The organism is Pseudomonas sp. QS1027, from assembly GCF_002814235.1.
Lineage (GTDB): Bacteria > Pseudomonadota > Gammaproteobacteria > Pseudomonadales > Pseudomonadaceae > Aquipseudomonas.
On record NZ_PHSU01000014.1, the window covers coordinates 159,836 to 176,640 of the forward strand.

General features: G+C 62.3%; 15 protein-coding genes. 11 read left to right on the plus strand and 4 right to left on the minus strand.

Going from position 1 to position 16,805, the window contains the following annotated elements:
• Position 1: 1 nt before the first annotated feature.
• Positions 2-772 (minus strand): DeoR/GlpR family DNA-binding transcription regulator, encoded by a 771-nt coding sequence (locus CWE01_RS13745; RefSeq protein ID WP_100941072.1) that lies wholly within the window; start codon positions 770-772, stop codon positions 2-4.
• 262 nt (positions 773-1,034) lie between these two features.
• Here CWE01_RS13745 and CWE01_RS13750 point away from each other — a divergent pair, with 262 nt between their 5' ends.
• The 4 genes from CWE01_RS13750 (at position 1,035) to CWE01_RS13765 (ending at position 6,274) form a co-directional block, all read left to right on the plus strand.
• Positions 1,035-2,315 carry an HAD family hydrolase gene (locus CWE01_RS13750; protein ID WP_100941073.1) on the plus strand — a complete coding sequence of 427 codons (1,281 nt, stop codon included), beginning with the start codon at positions 1,035-1,037 and terminating at the stop codon, positions 2,313-2,315.
• Positions 2,316-2,558: 243 nt separating this feature from the next.
• Positions 2,559-3,272: a hypothetical protein gene (locus tag CWE01_RS13755; RefSeq protein ID WP_100941074.1), complete on the plus strand. Its 714-nt coding sequence runs from the start codon at positions 2,559-2,561 to the stop codon at positions 3,270-3,272.
• 92 nt (positions 3,273-3,364) lie between these two features.
• Positions 3,365-4,987 (plus strand): methyl-accepting chemotaxis protein, encoded by a 1,623-nt coding sequence (locus tag CWE01_RS13760; RefSeq protein ID WP_100941075.1) that lies wholly within the window; start codon positions 3,365-3,367, stop codon positions 4,985-4,987.
• Positions 4,988-5,038: 51 nt separating this feature from the next.
• Positions 5,039-6,274: an HD-GYP domain-containing protein gene (locus CWE01_RS13765; RefSeq protein WP_100941173.1), complete on the plus strand. Its 1,236-nt coding sequence runs from the start codon at positions 5,039-5,041 to the stop codon at positions 6,272-6,274.
• Positions 6,275-6,277: 3 nt separating this feature from the next.
• Here CWE01_RS13765 and CWE01_RS13770 read toward each other — a convergent pair whose 3' ends face one another.
• Positions 6,278-7,174: a LysR family transcriptional regulator gene (locus CWE01_RS13770; protein WP_100941076.1), complete on the minus strand. Its 897-nt coding sequence runs from the start codon at positions 7,172-7,174 to the stop codon at positions 6,278-6,280.
• 214 nt (positions 7,175-7,388) lie between these two features.
• On the opposite strand from CWE01_RS13770, the gene CWE01_RS13775 reads away from it, so the two are divergent.
• On the plus strand, positions 7,389-7,601 hold the full coding sequence (locus tag CWE01_RS13775; protein WP_100941077.1) for a co-regulatory protein PtrA N-terminal domain-containing protein: 213 nt from the start codon (positions 7,389-7,391) through the stop codon (positions 7,599-7,601).
• Positions 7,602-7,794: 193 nt separating this feature from the next.
• Here CWE01_RS13775 and tal read toward each other — a convergent pair whose 3' ends face one another.
• Complete coding sequence (gene tal, locus CWE01_RS13780) at positions 7,795-8,715, minus strand: transaldolase (protein WP_100941078.1); 921 nt, start codon at positions 8,713-8,715, stop codon at positions 7,795-7,797.
• A gap of 132 nt (positions 8,716-8,847) precedes the next feature.
• Positions 8,848-9,741 carry a LysR family transcriptional regulator gene (locus CWE01_RS13785; RefSeq protein ID WP_100941079.1) on the minus strand — a complete coding sequence of 298 codons (894 nt, stop codon included), beginning with the start codon at positions 9,739-9,741 and terminating at the stop codon, positions 8,848-8,850.
• A 148-nt stretch (positions 9,742-9,889) separates the two neighbouring features.
• On the opposite strand from CWE01_RS13785, the gene CWE01_RS13790 reads away from it, so the two are divergent.
• From CWE01_RS13790 to CWE01_RS13815, 6 genes are all read left to right on the plus strand, one after another.
• Entirely contained in the window at positions 9,890-10,717 is an 828-nt protein-coding gene (locus CWE01_RS13790; RefSeq protein ID WP_100941080.1) for a MaoC family dehydratase N-terminal domain-containing protein, read from the plus strand.
• A 22-nt stretch (positions 10,718-10,739) separates the two neighbouring features.
• Positions 10,740-11,903 (plus strand): acyl-CoA dehydrogenase family protein, encoded by a 1,164-nt coding sequence (locus CWE01_RS13795; RefSeq protein ID WP_100941081.1) that lies wholly within the window; start codon positions 10,740-10,742, stop codon positions 11,901-11,903.
• Positions 11,904-11,913: 10 nt separating this feature from the next.
• Positions 11,914-13,263, plus strand: coding sequence for an MmgE/PrpD family protein (locus CWE01_RS13800; RefSeq protein ID WP_100941082.1), 1,350 nt, complete (start codon positions 11,914-11,916; stop codon positions 13,261-13,263).
• Entirely contained in the window at positions 13,263-14,477 is a 1,215-nt protein-coding gene (locus CWE01_RS13805; protein ID WP_100941083.1) for a CaiB/BaiF CoA-transferase family protein, read from the plus strand. The genes CWE01_RS13800 and CWE01_RS13805 overlap by 1 nt, the downstream gene beginning before the upstream one ends.
• A gap of 187 nt (positions 14,478-14,664) precedes the next feature.
• Positions 14,665-15,477: a CoA ester lyase gene (locus CWE01_RS13810; RefSeq protein WP_100941084.1), complete on the plus strand. Its 813-nt coding sequence runs from the start codon at positions 14,665-14,667 to the stop codon at positions 15,475-15,477.
• Between the two features lie 193 nt (positions 15,478-15,670).
• The gene (locus tag CWE01_RS13815) at positions 15,671-16,657 is read left to right on the plus strand and encodes a TRAP transporter substrate-binding protein (RefSeq protein WP_100941085.1); all 987 of its coding nucleotides are present in this window, start codon (positions 15,671-15,673) and stop codon (positions 16,655-16,657) included.
• The last annotated feature ends 148 nt before the right edge of the window (positions 16,658-16,805 follow it).

The following is a 16,805-nucleotide window of genomic DNA, read 5'->3' on the forward strand; positions in this document are numbered from 1 at the left end:
CTCAGGCCAGGATGATTTCCTTGAGCCCGGCTTTCAGTGCCTCGAACGCCACTTCTTCGCTGGCTCGCTGATTGGTCACCAGCACGTCGATACGTTCCGCCGGGCAGAAGCTGATACGGCTCTGTACGCCGAGCTTGCTGTAGTCGGCGAGGATGACTACCCGTTCGGCGTTCTCGGCCATGGCCCGGGCCACCTCGCTTTCACGATGATCGTAGTTGCTGGCGCCGTACTGGGCGTCCACGCCCACTGGCGAGAGCAGCGCGAGGTCGGCGCGGTAGCGGCCGATTTCCGCCACGGTGGTCGCGCCCACCGTGGCCGGTGAGCGGTCGCCGAGGGAGCCGCCGAGGACGATCACCTCGTTATGCCGGCTGCCCGGCGCGCTGCCGCCGCGCAGATGCAGCGCGACGTTGAACGAGTTGGTGATCACCGTCAGCCCACCCAGCTTGGCCAGTTCCTGGGCAAGAATCTCAGTGGTGGTTCCGGCGTCGATAAAAACCGTCTGGCCGTGGCTGAGCAGGCTTACCGCGGCTCGGGCCACGTCACGCTTGAACTTGACGTTGATATGCGCGCGCTCGGCTATCGGCGCCTCGTCCTCGACCGTGATCGCGCCACCGTGGATACGTTTCAACTCACCCAGGGCTTCCAGTGCCACCAGGTCGCGGCGCACCGTTTCGCGGGAAACATTCAGTTCCGTGACGATACGGTCGGTGGTCACGCGCTGCAAGGTTGCCAGCAGTGCACGAATCCGCTGGTAACGCTCTTCTTGCCACATACCTCATGTCCTTGCTGTTGGGATCAGTATCCGAACACGCATTGTGGGAGGCGGGACAGCGCTGTCAAGTTTGGCGGCCCATCACCGTCGGTCAGAAAGTGTCGATGTGCCATAAATGTGTAATATTGTGGCATTGTTGTATTTATGTGTATTTGGCGTTAGCCTCGTCGCCGGGCCTCCTGTCCCCTTGCGCCCTTGCTTTGAAACACGCACTCGCCGTCGCCCCGTTTGCGACCATTCTTCTAATTCCAGGAGTTATGCCATGCAGCGTCGCCAGTTTCTGAACACCCTTGCCGCCGTTTCCGTTGTCAGTCCCCTGTTGTTGAGCGGTCGCCTTGCCGAGGCCGCGACGACCAAGGCCGTGCCGAGCGAGTTGGACCCGGCACGCTGGTCGCCGCTGAACCAGAAACGTCTGCAGGCGGTGATCGACCAGCATGGTGTGAAGAGTGCGTCCTACCACCCGGACAAACGTCCGTACGCGGTGTTCGACTGGGACAACACCTGCATCATGAACGACTGCGAAGAGGCGCTGCTGGTCTACCAGATGAACAATCTGCAGTACAAACTCAGCCCCGACGAGTTTGCCGCCGTGCTGCGCCAGGACGTACCCAACGGTCCGTTCATGAAGGACTACCTCACGGTCGACGGCAAGCCGGTGAACATGGAAGACATCGCCGCCGACGTCGAAGCCGACTACCGCTGGCTGCACGCCAACTACCAGGGCCTGGCCGGCAGCAAGAGCCTGGAGGAAATCCACGCCACGGATCAGTTCAAGGACTTCTTCACCAAGCTCTACTTCATGTATGACGCGATCTGCGACAGCTATCCGGTGGAGATCGGCTACAAGTGGATCATCTACTTCTACAAGAACATGAGCACCGCCGAGTTGCAGGCGATGGCCGAGGCGTCGAACAACCACGACCTGGGCGATGGCCTGCGCAAGGTCAAGTACGAGAGCCCGAGCAGCTTGCCGGGCAAGGCCGGGGTGGTCGCCGATACGCACTTCCACGGCATCCGTATCCACGAGGAAATCCGTGGCCTGATGCACACGCTGCGGGCCAACGGCATCGACGTCTATATCAGCACCGCTTCCATCGACGATGTGGTCCGGGTATTCGCCGGCAACCCCAACTACGGCTACGGCGTGCCGCCGGAAAACGTGATCGGCCTGCGCCTGGCCATGACCGACGGCAAGTACGAAAGTCGCTACCTGCCGGACTGGCACTTCAACTACGGCCCGGGCAAGACCATCGGGATCAAGAATATCCTGGTGGCGAAGAAGGGTTATGGCCCGGTGCTGGTGGCCGGTGACAGCGACGGCGATGCCTGGATGCTGCGTGACTTCAAGGACACCGCCGTGGGCGTGATCGTCAACCGCATGAAAAAGGGCGAGATCGGTGCCGACAGCCAGAAGGCCGCCGAGCAGTTGGGCAAGGCGGACGCGCGTTTCGTCCTGCAGGGCCGTGACGAGCAGACCGGCCTGATGATCCCGGATGAGAAGTCGATCAAGTACGGCAAGACCGAGCGCAAGCTGCTGGCCTGAGTCCGTCGACTCGCGGGTGGCGCAAGGTCGCCCGCGAGTCGCACTGTTATCCGGCTTGTTGATCCTGGCGCTGTCCAGGGTCGCAAGTCAGTTGTTGCGCACTCTTCAATATTCCGTTCAACGTGCACTATCCCGCTACGACTTTTCCTCGATTGACCGTTGTTACAGTGATTTCTCGAACGCAAGTTTTGTGACTTGCCGTTAGGTCATCAACCGGTTTTTCTATTTATCGAGAGTCGTTTTATGAATACCGACGCCCCCGTCAGCAACACCGCGCTTATCCTGCTTGAGGGCCGGAACGATATCCTCAACGTTAGCGATCTGGCCACTCATAAAGTACCCGCCCCCGATCTTGTTACGGTAGTGACCCTGCGCGATCTGACTCACTCCGATCAACCGGTGACGCTGGATACCAGCCGGCAAAAGGGCGTGTTGTTCAGTGTCAAATACGCGTTGTGTCAAAGACAGGCCAGGGGCCGCTATGAACTGTTCAGCCGAGTGTATTTCGGCGACACCATTACCCATGAGGGACACCACCCGGTGACACTGGGCGAGCAGGATCAAGGGGATATCGTCATTCGCGTGGATCCCAGGACCAGTCCGCCTCCCGTCCCGGTTACCCGGCTGGTGGTTCTTGAGGGCATTGGCGATTGGACAACCCGGGAAACTCGCGATCCCGATCGGGTGACGGAAGTCAGACTGATGGATGTCACTGATCCCACCCAGCCCATCATTATGGACATGAGTCGAAAAACAGGAAATCAGTTCGAAATAAAATATGCCCACTGTCAAGTTCGGCCAGGGCACGTCTATCAATTGTCAGGTACGACTTACCAGCAGGATAAAATCACGCATATCGGAAGTATGGGTATTACCCTGGACGGCAATGGGCACAAAGGACTGTCCATAGAGTTTCGTAAACTTGTTGATCGGGACCTGACACCGCGCGAGCGCTGAGACCGATCTTTTGCAGGGGACGTACTACACTGGTGGAGTGATTGGCGTCCCCAGCAACTGAATGCTCAAGCAACCTGCCTCGGAGTGGTGTCATGCAGACAAGGAACATCAGGTTGACCTCCAGATCCCTGCTCGGTTTCGGGCTGATCTGTCTGCTGCTGATCAGCCTCGGGCTGACCTCGCTGTACCGCATGAAAGAAATCCATGACGCCTCCCTGGCGCTGCAAACGAACTGGTTGCCGAGTGTGCGCCAGGCCGCCCGTATCCAGAATGCCGCGTTGCTCTACCGGCTCGATGGCCGCCGCTTCGTCATGGATGAAGACCGCCAGAGCAAAAGCTCCCAGGACAAACTGGCAGCGCTGAAAACCACCCTGAGCCAGGAAACCGAGAAATACGCCTCGATGGTTTCCAGCCCCGAGGAAAAACAGCGCTATGACCAGGTGGTGGCGAACGTGCGCACTTACCAGGACTTGCTCGATCAACTGGTGGTCATGAGCCAGACCGCGTCCTTCGAGGCCATGACCCATTTCATTCGTGACACCAGCAGCGAAGCGGCGAAAAAACTGCAGGCTTCAATTGAAGCGCTGATGAGCATCAACGAAGAAGGCGCCGGGCGCTCGGGGCAGGTTGCGAATGGCAGCTATGACAGCGCGTTCCTGATGACGCTGATGTTCATGGTCCTGGCCCTGGTGGTCACCTGTGTCGTGGCGCTGCTGTTTACCCGCAGCATCGCGCAGCCGATCAATGCCTTGCGCCTGTCGATGCAGAAAATCGCCGACGGCGACCTGAAGAGCAAGGTGGAGATCAGCGGGCGGGACGAAATCACCGACTTGCAGACTGTCGCCGCCGCCATGCGCTCGAGTCTCAAGAACACCATCGAACATATCGCCGACTCGTCCCGGCAACTGGCTTCCGCGGCGGAGCAGATGAGCGCGATTACCCACGAGTCGACGGCGGGTATCCAGAGGCAGAGTGTTGAAACCGACCAGGCCGCCACCGCCGTCAACCAGATGACCGCGGCCGTCGAGGAAGTGGCGAGAAATGCCGTTTCGGCCTCGGAGTCGACCCAGGCTTCGGAACGCTCGGCGCGGGTTGTCCAGGACCGCGTGGGTGAGACCATCGACTCCATCGAACGCTTGAGCAGCCGGGTCGAACAGACCAAGACCGATATAGAAGGCCTGGCCGGGCAAGCCCTGCACATTGCCAAGGTGCTTGACGTGATCGGCTCCATCGCCGAGCAGACCAATCTGCTGGCGCTGAACGCCGCCATCGAGGCCGCACGGGCCGGCGAACAGGGTCGGGGCTTTGCGGTGGTGGCGGATGAAGTGCGCGCGCTGGCCCATCGCACCCAGCAGTCGACCCAGGAAATCGAGCAGATGGTCAAGGGTATCCAGCTCGACTCGAAGAAGGCCGTGGAGTCGATGAACCACAGCAGCGAAGAAACCCGGGTGACCCGCTCGCTGGCCCATGAAACGGGCCTGGCGATCGAGGAAGTGACCTTGTCGATCTCCCATATCAATGACAAGAACCTGCTGATCGCCACGGCTTCCGAGCAACAGGCGCAGGTAGCCCGCTCGGTCGACCGCAACCTGGTGAGCATTCGCGATCTGTCCATCCAGAGTTCGTCGGCCGCGAGCCAGACTTCGATCGCCAGCAACGAACTGTCCAAACTGGCCGGGAGCCTGAATCACCTGATCGCGCGGTTTTCACTGTAGTCAGACTTCCAGGGAGGTGCTTCGGTGTGACAAGAAACCAGGATGTCCATCATGCTAAGACAGATACAGGTGAGCGAGCTTCGTGTCGGTATGTATGTACAATCCTTCTGCGGCTCCTGGATGGACCACCCGTTCTGGCGCAGCCACTTTCTGCTCGATGATGAAGAGGATCTGCAAAAGATCCGCGCCTCCGGTCTCGCCGCGCTCTGGATAGATACCGACAAGGGCCTGGATGTCGAGGTCGAGGAACCCGTTGCGGCGGATCCTGAGCCGCTGGCCATTCCGGTGCAGGAGCGGCCACGCAATCGCCCGCGGATTGCCATGAGCGACGAGGTGGTCCATGCGTTGAATCTGTGCGCCCGGACCAAGGCCGCGGTGCTGAGCCTGTTCGGTGACCTGCGGATGGGCAGGGCGGTTCATCCCGAGCAGATTTCCCACCTGATCGCGGAAATCTCGGATTCGCTGATGCGCCATCCCGACGCCCTGATCAGCCTGGCCCGGCTCAAGACCAGCGATGAATACACCTACATGCATTCAGTGGCGGTGTGTGCCCTGATGATGAGCCTGGCCTACCGTTTGAACCTGCCTGAAGGCCTGGTGAAAGAGGCCGGCATGGCGGGCATCCTGCATGAAGTGGGCAAGATGATGGTGCCTGCCGAGTTGCTGAGTAAAACCTCGCCACTCACCGAGGGCGAGTTCGCGAGCCTGCGCCGCCATCCGGAGATCGGCGCGAAGATGATTCTCGACACCCGCCATTTCAGCCCGAGGGTGGTGGATGTCTGCCTGCATCATCATGAGCGGGTCGATGGCAGTGGTTATCCGCACAAGCTCTGTGGCACGCAGATCAGCCTGTTTTCGCGGATGGCCGCAGTGTGTGACAGCTATGACTCGGTGACCTCCGAGCGACATGGCAAACCGGCCTGGACGGCGGCCGAGGCCATTCGAAAAATGGCCGATTGGAAAGGCCAGTTCGATGAGCAGATCTTCCATGCTTTCGTCCGCTGCATCGGGATCTATCCGGTGGGCGCCCTGGTGCTGTTGCACAGCGGCCGCCTGGCGATCGTCATGGAGCAACATGAGCAGTCCTTGCTGACCCCTCGGGTGAAGGTGTTCTACTCCTCGAAACTGCGGATGCCGATTGCCCAGGCGGTCATCGATCTGGCCGTTGCCGGCGAACATGACTCGATCGTCAGCCTGGAGTCGGTCAAGAAGTGGGGATTCAAGCACCTGGACGAACTGTGGTCGGGTATTTCCATTGGCAAACAGTCGATCTTCAATACCGCCTAGGGCTCAGGCCGTTGTCTCCACCGCCAGCGCCTTGACCAGGAACTCGATAAAGGCCCGGGTCTTCTGCGGCACCCGGCGCGCCGAGGGGTAGACCGCGTTGATACTGATCGCCGGGGCCTGCCAGTTGCACAGCACCGGCACCAGGGTGCCGGCGGCCAGGGCATCTTCGACGATAAAGTCCGGCAGCAGGGCGATGCCCATGCCGGCCTGCGCGGCCTGGGCCAGCAGGTCGCCATTGTTGGCGTGCAGCGGTCCGGTGACGTTGACCCGCTGGGTTTCCTTGCCATTGCTCAGTTGCAGGCTGACGCCGCTTTGCAGGTAGCCGTAGTTCAGGCATTGATGGGCCGTCAGGTCCTTCGGTGTTTGCGGTGTGCCTGCCCGGGCCAGATAGGCCGGCGAGGCCACCATGACCCGGGGCGCGGGGGCGAGCAAACGGGCGACCAGGGAGGAGTCCGGCAGGTTGGCGATGCGGATGGTGACATCGAAGCCACCGCGCACCGGGTCGACTTGCTGGTCGCTGAGCACCAGTTGCAATTCCACGTTCGGATGCTGCTGGTGAAACAGCGGAATCAGCGGCCCCAGCCGCCGCAGGCCGAAGGACATGGGCGCGTTGACCCGCAGCACGCCGCGCAGTTCGCCGACGCCATCGCGGGCCCGTTGTTCGGTTTCATCCAGGGATGCCAGCAGCTCGCGGGCCGCCTCGTAGTATTCCGCGCCGGCTTCGGTCAGGTGCAGGCTGCGGGTGGTGCGTTGCAGCAGTTGCACACCAATGGCCTCTTCCAGCGCCTGGATCTGCTTGCTGACTTTTGAACGCGGTACGTCCATGGCCCGTGCCGCCGCGGCAAAGCCATTGGCGCCGACGGTGGCGACGAAGGCACGCATGCAGTCAATACGATCCATATTGTCCCTTTTCCAGAATCAATGCTCTGCGGATTCTAGGGCGTTGACTGGAGCTTATCCAGCGCCGGAGACGGCCTGTACCGTGGTTTTCCTGATGAGGTTCCTGTAAAAAATTTCATCCTGCGGGGAACAGTCTGAAATGCACCGATCGATAGCATGAGCCCAAGTCAGCAGAAACAAGTGCCGACGAACTCAAACTATTGGAGAGTGACTGATGAAATCCCTTAAAGCATTGTTGATCGTAACCCTGATGACCGCTTCCGTTGCGGCCATGGCCGAAGGCGGCGGTGATGGCGGCGATAAAGTCATGGCACGGATGGACGCGGCCCGCGATACGTCCATGGCCTATTACCAGCAGTCTGAAAAGGCCCAGGCCGTGGCTGCCGAGAAGTCGGGGTCGTCCAACAGCATCGAACGCACCAACTGACGGTGCGGGTCGAGCAGCCCAGCGGTTCGCCCCACAGGCGCTTGACGCCTGGTGTGGGGCTCCGGGTCAGGAAAGAACAGGTATCAAGCGGGTCGCTGACTGGCCGTGTGGCAGCAGGACCTGAACAGAGCGTTGTCCCGGGTAGCGGAGTAGCCGACTGCCCGGGTCGCCTTGGGAGCGAGTAAAGCTCAGGTTACTGAGCTAGCAACGCTTCGAGCTTTTCCTGGTCACGGGCGAACTGACGAATACCCTCGGCCAGTTTCTCGGTGGCCATGGCGTCTTCGTTGGAGGCCCAGCGGAACTGCGCTTCATTCAGGTTCAGGCGCGGTTCACCCGCGGCCCCCGGCACCAGTCGACGCTCCAGCTGGCCTTCGTCCTGGCCCAGCTTTTCCAGCAGGTCCGGGCTGATGGTCAGGCGGTCGCAACCGGCCAGTTGTTCGATCTGGTTGAGGTTGCGGAAGCTCGCGCCCATGACCACGGTTTTGTAGTCGTTGGACTTGTAGTAGTTGTAGATGCGGGTCACCGACTGCACGCCCGGATCGTCGGCACCGCTGTATTCGTTGCCGGTGGACTTCTTGTACCAGTCGTAGATCCGGCCCACGAACGGCGAGATCAGGAATACCCCGGCATCGGCGCAGGCCGCGGCCTGGGCGAAGGAGAACAGCAGGGTCAGGTTGGTCTGGATTCCCTCTTTTTCCAGTTTCTCGGCGGCGCGGATGCCTTCCCAGGTCGAAGCCAGCTTGATCAGCACGCGGTCACGGCCTACGCCGACCTTGTCGTACAGCTCGACCAATTGGTGGGCCTTGCCCAGTAGCGCGGTTTCATCGAAGGACAGGCGTGCGTCGACTTCGGTGGAAATCCGCCCTGGAATCACTTTGAGAATGCCACTGCCCACGGAGACCGCGAAATGGTCGCAGGCCAGGCCCACATTGCCCTTGGCGTGGGACACGGCGGCCTTGAGCAGGTCGGCGTAGCCTGGCAGCGCGGCGGCCTTGAGCAGCAGCGAAGGGTTGGTGGTAGCGTCGACCGGCTTCAGGCGGGTAATGGCATCGAGGTCGCCGGTGTCAGCGACCACGGTGGTGAACTGCTTGAGTTGTGCAAGCTTCGAAGTCATGAGCGTCTCTGTCGGGAAGGGCGTGGATCCATGCACTGATTGAGTGCGGCTGAGGTGAAAAGTTCTATCAGTCGAATGTCTTCAAGAATGCCGCCGAAGCAGGGGTTTGTGCAACCCAAACTGTAGGACGGTTCAGGTTTGCGCGCTGGGCATCAGTGTCGCGATCAAGGCACGGATGGTCCCGGGCAGGGCTTCGAGTTCGCGCACCAGTATGCTGCGCTCGCGAATCGCCCAGGGCTCGTCCAGCGCCACGGTCACCAGTTCCATGGTCCGGCTGTGCCGCACGGCGGCGGACTTGGGAATGATGCCGATGCCCACGCCGGCCTCGACCATCCGGCAGATGGCCTCGAAGCTGGAGACCTGGATACGCAACGACAAGGTCTTGCCGAGCCGTTCGACATGCTCGCGCAAGAAACTCAGCAGAGTGCTGCCTTCATGCAGGCCGATGTGCTGGAACGCCAGGGTCTGGCCGAGGGTCACCGACTGTTGCGCCGCCAGTGGATGGTCCACCGGCATGATCAGTACCAGGCGGTCGGTGCTGAAGTGCATCACCTGCAGGCCACTGGCTTCCACCGGGCCGGCGATGATGCCCATGTCGGTGGTGCCGTCGAGTACGCCACGGACGATATCCCGCGACAGCCGTTCCTGCAGGTCCACCGTCACGCCGGGGCGCTGGGAGAGAAAGCCGGCCAGCACCTCCGGGAGAAACTCGGTCACCGCCGTGGTGTTGGCGAAGATGCGGATATGCCCGGCCGAATCGCCACCGTAGCTGGTGAACTCGCTCTTCAGATAGTCGACCTGGCGCATGATCAACCGCGCATGTTGCAGCAAGCGCTGGCCGGCCGGGGTGACTTCCACGCCACGGCTGTCGCGGTACAGCAGGCGAGTGTCGAGTTGCGCTTCCAGGGCCTTGATCCGCGCGCTGGCGGCGGCCGGGGAGAGGAAGGCACGCCGGGCGCCCTGGGTCAGGCTCGGCGATTCGGCGATATGGATGAAGAGGCGTAGATCCGCCAGGTCGAAATGCATGGGGCGACTCCGCTCAGGGGTTGCGTGCAGATAGGACGTTGGCGTTCAGCATAACTGAACGCCGGCTTATAGAAATGCAAATTCTCGGAACGGGCTGCGCCTTGCATCATCGGTGTCATGACAACAACCGGCAAGGGGAAAACCTTCCATGAGTGCGACGGATCTGAGTGCCTGGCTAGGACGGACCGAAGAAGCCCACGACCAATTGAGCCGCAACCTGCTCAAACGTATCGCCGCGACCTTCGGCGAAGCGGCTCCGGCCCATGGCGAGGCGTTGCCGCCGCTGTGGCAATGGTGTTTCTTCCAGGAGCCGCTGGCCGAGAGCCTGTTGGGCGGCGACGGTCACCCGGCCCGGGGTGGCTTCCTGCCGCCAGCGGACAACCGCAACCGCATGTGGGCCGGCGGGCGCCTTGAGTTCTTCGAGCACCTGCGTGCCGGTCACGATGCCACCCGGCTGTCGACCATCAGCCATATCGAGGAAAAACAGGGCCGCAGCGGTGCCTTGCTGTTTGTCACCGTGCGGCATGAATACTCCCAGGACGGTCGGCTGGCGATTCGCGAAGAGCAGGACATCGTCTACCGCGAACCCACCCCCCCGAAGCAGAGCAGCGGCGAAGCGCTGATCGAGGGCGACTGGCACGAAGCCGTGGAGCCGACGCCAACCCTGTTGTTTCGCTACAGCGCCGTGACCTTCAACGGCCACCGCATCCACTACGACTTCCCCTACGTCACCGACACCGAAGGCTATTCGGGCCTGGTGGTGCACGGTCCGATGATCGCCACCCTGAACCTGCGGGCGTTCTGCCGGGCCAATCCGCAGGCGACCCTGCGGCGTTTTTCCTATCGCGGCGTGCGCCCGTTGATCGCACCACAACCCTTCGAAGTCGGCGGACGGATCCTCAGTCCCGGCGTCGCCCAGCTCTGGGCCGGCAACGCCGCTGGCCTGGCCCAGCAGGCTGAAGTGCACTTCGACTAACAATAAAAAGGCAATCACCCCGATGAATCCGAACAACAACGAAGAACTCAATGCCATTCGCGAGGGCGTACGTGCCCTGTGCGCCGAATTCGATGCCGCCTACTGGCGCAAGATAGATGAAGAGAAGGGTTTTCCCGAGGCTTTCGTCAAAGCCCTGACCGACGCCGGCTGGCTGGCGGCGATGATTCCGGCCGAATACGGCGGCTCGGGCCTGGGCCTGGCCGAAGCCTCGGTGATCCTTGAAGAAGTGAACCGCTGCGGCGGCAACTCCGGCACGGTGCACGGCCAGATGTACAACATGTTCACCTTGTTGCGCCACGGCAGCGAGGTGCAGAAAAGCTTCTACCTGCCCAAGCTGGCCAGCGGTGAGTTGCGCCTGCAATCGATGGGCGTCACCGAACCCAGCACCGGCACCGACACCACCAAGATCAAGACCACCGCGGTCAAACACGGCGACAAGTACGTGATCAACGGCCAGAAGGTCTGGATCTCGCGGGTCCAGCATTCCGACCTGATGATCCTGCTGGCGCGCACCACGCCGTTGGCCGAGGTGCAGAAGAAATCCGAGGGCATGTCGATCTTCCTGGTGGACCTGCGCGAGGCCATCGGCAACGGCCTGACCGTGCAACCCATCGCCAATATGGTCAACCACGAGACCAACGAGCTGTTTTTCGACAACCTGGAAATCCCCGCTGACAGCCTGATCGGCGAAGAGGGCAAGGGCTTCCGCTACATCCTTGATGGCCTGAATGCCGAACGCACGCTGATCGCCGCCGAATGCATCGGCGACGGTCGCTGGTTTATCGAAAAGGCCAGCGCCTATGCCCGCGACCGGGTGGTGTTTGGCCGGCCCATCGGCCAGAACCAGGGCGTACAGTTCCCGATTGCCGAAGCCCATATCGAGATCGAGGCCGCCGACCTGATGCGCTGGCGCGCCTGCGAGGAGTACGACAGCGGCCAGAACGCCGGGGCCAGCGCCAATATGGCCAAGTACCTGGCGGCCAAGGCGTCCTGGGAGGCGGCCAATGCCTGCCTGCAGACCCATGGCGGTTTCGGGTTCGCCTGTGAATACGACGTCGAGCGCAAGTTCCGCGAGACCCGTCTGTACCAGGTGGCGCCGATCTCCACCAACCTGATCCTGTCCTACGTGGCCGAGCACTTGCTCGAACTGCCACGCAGCTTCTGAGGAATCGAGCATGAGCCATACCCAAGCGCTGTGCGAATTCCTCGCCGGCCTGCGTTACGAGCAGGTGCCCCAGGCGGTGTTCGAGCGTACCGAAGATCTGTTCCTCGACTGGCTGGCTTCGGCCCTGGCCAGCCAGGGCGCGCACCCGATTCCGCTGTTCGAGGCTTATGCCCGCAAGATGGGGCCGGCGGACGGCCCGGCACGGATCCTGGTCAATGGCCAGGGCAGTTCGGCGTATTTCGCCGCCCTGGTCAACGCCGCGTCGTCCCATCTGGTGGAGCAGGACGACCTGCACAACAGTTCCGTGTTGCACCCGGCCACCGTGGTGTTCCCGGCGGCCCTGGCGGCGGCCCAGGACCTGGGCAAGTCCGGTCGTGAGTTGCTGCTGGCCTCGGTGGCCGGCTATGAGGCGGGGATTCGTATCGGCGAGTTCCTCGGGCGTTCGCACTATCGGATCTTCCACACCACGGCCACCGTCGGCACCCTGGCGGCGGCCGTGGCCGTGGGCAAGCTGATGGACTTCGACCATGAACAGTTCAGCAACCTGCTGGGCAGCGCCGGCACCCAGGCCGCCGGGCTCTGGGAGTTCCTCCGGGATGCCGCCGATTCCAAGCAGTTGCACACCGCCAAGGCGGCCGCGGATGGTCTGCTGGCTGCCTACCTGACGGCGGATGGCCTGACCGGTGCACGGAATATTCTCGAAGGCGACCAGGGGCTGGCCGCCGGGATGTCCAGCGATGCCGATCCGACGAAGTTGTCCGACCGCCTGGGCAGCCGTTGGGCCTTGGTGGAAACCTCGTTCAAGTTCCACGCGTCCTGTCGCCACACTCATCCGGCTGCTGATGCGCTGTTAGCACTGATGGGGCGGGAAGGCTTGGGCCATGAACAGATCCGGCACGTGGAAACCCGTGTGCATCAGGGAGGCATCGATGTGCTGGGACGGGTCAAGGTGCCGCAGAGCGTGCACCAGGCCAAATTCTCCATGGGCACCGTGCTGGGCCTGATCGCCGTGCACGGCAAGGCCGGCCTGCCGGAGTTTCACCAGATGGCATTGACCGACCCGGCCGTGTCGGCGTTTCGCGAGAAGGTCAGTATGACCCTCGACCCCGAAGTGGACAGTGCCTATCCGCAACGCTGGCTGGGTCGGGTGGTGGTCACCACGGTCGACGGCCGCACCCTGTACGGCGCCATCGACGAGCCCAAGGGCGATCCCGGCAACAGCCTGTCGCGGGCCGAGTTGGAAGACAAATTCCGTCGTCTGCTGCAGTTCTCCGGCGCGCGCTCGCCCGAGCAGGCCGAAGGTTTGATCCGTCAGGTCTGGGACCTGCGCAACACCACTGACTTGAAGGAGCTGCGCTGATGAATACGGCAGCAGGCAACACCCCGGCACCGCGCCCGTTGGACGGCATCACCGTGATCAGCCTCGAACACGCCATCGCGGCGCCGTTCTGCACCCGGCAACTGGCGGACCTGGGTGCGCGGGTAGTGAAGATCGAGCGCCCCGGCAGCGGTGACTTCGCCCGTGGTTATGACGAGCGTGTTCGCGGCTTGGCCTCGCACTTCGTCTGGACCAATCGTTCCAAGGAAAGCCTGACCCTGGACCTCAAGCAGGATGCGGCCGATGACATCCTCCAGCAGTTGCTGGGCGAGGCCGATGTGCTGGTGCAGAACCTCGCACCGGGTGCCGCCGCGCGCATGGGCTTGTCCTTCGAGGCACTCCACGAGCGTTTTCCGCGGCTGATCGTCTGCGATATTTCCGGTTATGGCGAAGGCGGTCCTTATGAGAAGAAAAAGGCCTACGACCTGCTGATCCAGAGCGAGGGCGGCTTTCTTTCGGTGACCGGTGGGCCGGGCGAGGAAGCACTGGCGAAGGCTGGCTGTTCCATCGCCGATATCTCCGCCGGCATGTATGCCTACAGCGGCATTCTCTCGGCGTTGCTGCTGCGGGAGAAAACCGGGGAGGGCAGCCGCATCGACGTCAGCATGCTGGAAAGCCTGGTGGAGTGGATGGGGTACCCGATGTATTACGCCTTCGACGGCGCCGCGCCACCGCCACGGGCCGGCGCGGCACATTCGACCATTTATCCCTACGGGCCTTTTCCGGCCGGCGACGGCGGCACGGTGATGCTCGGGTTGCAGAACGAGCGTGAATGGGCGGCGTTCTGCGACAAGGTGCTGCTGACCCCGGAGCTGGCGGTGGACGAGCGCTTTTCAGCCAACTTCAAGCGTTCGGCCAATCGTGAGGTGTTGCGCCAGATCATCGTCGACAGCTTTGCCCGGCTCAGTAGCGAGCAGGTGATTGCGCGGTTGGAAGAGGCGCAGATCGCCAATGCCCGGGTCAACGATATGCAGGGCGTGTGGGACCACCCGCAGCTCAAGGCCCGGGATGGCTGGCGCGAGGTCGGGAGTCCGTCGGGGAAACTGCCGGCGTTGCTGCCGCCGGCGCGCAATGCGGCGTTTGAGCCGCGCATGGATGCGGTGCCGGGGTTGGGTGAGCACACCGGGGCGATCCTCAGTGAGCTGGGCTTTTCCGCCGAGGCGGTGGAGCGGCTGCGGGTGGATGGGGTGGTCTGAAAAAAATGAGCTGCGCTCAAGGGCCCCTTCGCGGGCAAGCCCTGCTCCTACAGTTTGGCGTCGTACACAAATATGGGGAACGACAGAGGACTGTAGGAGCAGGGCTTGTCGGAACGCCGCACCGCCGCGAAGAACGATAACGCGGTCCCCCAGACAGGCCGCGCAACTGAAAAACAAGGAACACTACATGCCTTCATCCATTGCCCGCTCCGCGCTCTTCGTGCCCGGCAGTCGTCCCGAGCGTTTCGCCAAGGCCCTGGCCAGCGGCGCCGATGTCGTGATCGTCGACTTCGAAGATGCCGTCGAGGAGCCGCTCAAACGAATTGCCCGTGACCACCTCGGACAATTTCTCACGACCAACACCCAGGCCCGGGTCCTGGTGCGCGTCAATGCCCCGGACCATACCGAACACAGCGCCGACCTGGCGTTCTGCAAACAACACCCCGGCGTCAGCGGCGTGCTGCTGCCCAAGGTCGAGAACGCAGCCCAGGTCGGTGCCGTGGCGGCGACCGGCAAACCCGTCTGGCCAATCATCGAAAGTGCCCGGGGCCTGTTGAACCTCGCTGAAATCGCCAATGCCCCCGGCGTCGAGCGCCTGTCCTTCGGCGGCCTGGACCTGGCCCTGGACCTCAACCTGAGCAGCGGCTCGGACGCCGCGCAGTTCGCCCTCGACCAGGCCCGCCTGGCGCTGATCATCCATTCACGGGTTGCTGGCCTGGTCGCCCCACTGGACGGTGTCCATCCGGCCATCGACGACCCGGAGGGCCTGCGCCGCTCGATCCGTCACGCTTATGAAATGGGATTTGCCGGCGCGCTGTGCATTCACCCCCGGCAGGTGCCGGTGATTCACGCCGCCCTGGCACCGAGCGCCGAAGACCTGGCCTGGGCCCGGCGCGTGGTGGATGCCGGCAGCGCCGGCGCCGGGGCCTATCAGGTCGACGGGCAGATGGTCGACGCGCCGGTCCTGTTGCGAGCCCAACGTTTGTTGGCGCTGGCGTAGGCCATAACCGCCGGCACGACAGGCAGATCCTTACCCTCTGATCGGAGGCCTCGTCGTACTCGACCTTCGGCAATGAATCCAGGGTTTACGGAGCGTTCACCTGAGCCGAACGCAGGTACTCAGAATTCGAAATTCTCTATACGCATGGCTTTAGGCAACCTGCCTGCAACACAACAATAAGAAGGTGACTTACATGTTCAAGTTGACCCGGGCGCTGTTCTGCGCCGCCACCTTGCTCACCGCCGGCCTGGTCCAGGCGGCCGAGCCCATCGTGATCAAGTTCGCCCACGTCGTCGCGGAAAACACGCCCAAGGGGCAGGGCGCGCTGCTGTTCAAGAAACTCGCCGAAGAACGCCTGCCGGGCCGGGTCAAGGTCGAGGTCTATCCCAACTCGTCGCTGTTCGGCGACGGCAAGGAAATGGAAGCCCTGCTGCTCGGCGACGTGCAGATGCTGGCCCCGTCCCTGGCCAAGTTCGAGCAGTACACCAAGCAGATCCAGATCTACGACCTGCCATTCCTGTTCAACGACATGGCCGCTGTCGACCGCTTCCAGGCGGCCCAGGGCAAGGCATTGCTGACCGCGATGCAGGGCAAGGGCATTCTCGGCCTGGCCTATTGGCACAACGGCCTGAAGCAGATTTCCGCGAACAAGGCGCTGCACGTCCCGGGCGATGCCCGTGGCCTGAAGTTCCGCGTCCAGGCGTCCAGCGTGCTGGAGGAGCAGTTCAAGGCGATCCGCGCCAACCCACGCAAGATGAGCTTCGCCGAGGTCTACCAGGGCTTGCAGACCGGCACCGTCAACGGCACCGAGAACACCTGGTCGAACTATGAAAGCCAGAAGGTCAACGAGGTGCAGAAGTACTTCACCGAGTCCAACCATGGCCTGATCGACTACATGGTGATCACCAACAGCAAGTTCTGGGACGGCCTGCCGCCGGACATCCGCAGCGAGCTGGAAAAGATCATGGCCGAAGTCACCGTCGAGGTGAACAAGCAGGCCGAAGCGCTGAACCAGAGTGCCAAGCAGAAGATCATCGACGCCAAGACCAGCGAAATCATCGAGCTGACCCCGCAAGAGCGCGCGCAATGGCGTGAGGCGATGAAGCCGGTGTGGAAGAAGTTCGAGGGTGAAATCGGTGCCGACCTGATCGACGCCGCGGACAAGTCCAACCAGCCTTGATCGGCGTTTGGCTTGTGAACACCCAACCCCTGTAGGAGCCGGCTTGCTGGCGATGGCGGCCGATCAGGCGCTGCAAGGCTACGCCAGTAAGCCGGCTCCTGCAAGGGATCGTGTCCAGCCTTGATTGATCGGCATCGTGTGGCTCATG

Bases quoted from the DNA above. Each gene is read 5' to 3' on its own strand.
- CWE01_RS13745 (WP_100941072.1), bottom strand. From the start codon at position 772: ATGTGGCAAGAAGAGCGTTACCAGCGGATTCGTGCACTGCTGGCAACC.
- CWE01_RS13750 (WP_100941073.1), top strand. From the start codon at position 1,035: ATGCAGCGTCGCCAGTTTCTGAACACCCTTGCCGCCGTTTCCGTTGTC.
- CWE01_RS13755 (WP_100941074.1), top strand. From the start codon at position 2,559: ATGAATACCGACGCCCCCGTCAGCAACACCGCGCTTATCCTGCTTGAG.
- CWE01_RS13760 (WP_100941075.1), top strand. From the start codon at position 3,365: ATGCAGACAAGGAACATCAGGTTGACCTCCAGATCCCTGCTCGGTTTC.
- CWE01_RS13765 (WP_100941173.1), top strand. From the start codon at position 5,039: ATGCTAAGACAGATACAGGTGAGCGAGCTTCGTGTCGGTATGTATGTA.
- CWE01_RS13770 (WP_100941076.1), bottom strand. From the start codon at position 7,174: ATGGATCGTATTGACTGCATGCGTGCCTTCGTCGCCACCGTCGGCGCC.
- CWE01_RS13775 (WP_100941077.1), top strand. From the start codon at position 7,389: ATGAAATCCCTTAAAGCATTGTTGATCGTAACCCTGATGACCGCTTCC.
- tal (WP_100941078.1), bottom strand. From the start codon at position 8,715: ATGACTTCGAAGCTTGCACAACTCAAGCAGTTCACCACCGTGGTCGCT.
- CWE01_RS13785 (WP_100941079.1), bottom strand. From the start codon at position 9,741: ATGCATTTCGACCTGGCGGATCTACGCCTCTTCATCCATATCGCCGAA.
- CWE01_RS13790 (WP_100941080.1), top strand. From the start codon at position 9,890: ATGAGTGCGACGGATCTGAGTGCCTGGCTAGGACGGACCGAAGAAGCC.
- CWE01_RS13795 (WP_100941081.1), top strand. From the start codon at position 10,740: ATGAATCCGAACAACAACGAAGAACTCAATGCCATTCGCGAGGGCGTA.
- CWE01_RS13800 (WP_100941082.1), top strand. From the start codon at position 11,914: ATGAGCCATACCCAAGCGCTGTGCGAATTCCTCGCCGGCCTGCGTTAC.
- CWE01_RS13805 (WP_100941083.1), top strand. From the start codon at position 13,263: ATGAATACGGCAGCAGGCAACACCCCGGCACCGCGCCCGTTGGACGGC.
- CWE01_RS13810 (WP_100941084.1), top strand. From the start codon at position 14,665: ATGCCTTCATCCATTGCCCGCTCCGCGCTCTTCGTGCCCGGCAGTCGT.
- CWE01_RS13815 (WP_100941085.1), top strand. From the start codon at position 15,671: ATGTTCAAGTTGACCCGGGCGCTGTTCTGCGCCGCCACCTTGCTCACC.